This window comes from Rhodanobacter thiooxydans LCS2, assembly GCF_000264375.1.
Lineage (GTDB): Bacteria > Pseudomonadota > Gammaproteobacteria > Xanthomonadales > Rhodanobacteraceae > Rhodanobacter > Rhodanobacter thiooxydans.
In genome coordinates, this window is record NZ_AJXW01000207.1 from 1 (window position 1) to 259 (window position 259).

Sequence of the window (259 nt, forward strand, 5' to 3'; positions counted from 1 at the left end):
GATGAGCAGATTGCTGACTTTAATGCAGATAAGCTTTCTTCAATTGCTTATGCAAAACCAGCAAGCGGTTTGACACAAAACTTGACCAGAGCAAATATGAGAAAGCTTGCCAATAATAGAGGGGTTGGATGGCAAATTTCTGATGTTTTATCTGCATCGGTAACCCAAATGCTTTTCATTATTGAATATGCTTCATTCAATACACAAGCAAATATAGGTTTGGGTGTTGTAAATAAAGCCGATGGTGTAGGCAATGAAT

The 259-nt window shown here is 37.5% G+C and carries 1 protein-coding gene; it reads left to right on the forward strand.

Annotated features, from left to right (window positions below; translation table 11 throughout):
• Positions 1–259: hypothetical protein (locus UUA_RS19780; RefSeq protein ID WP_202946905.1), on the forward strand; the 259-nt coding region annotated here is incomplete at both ends.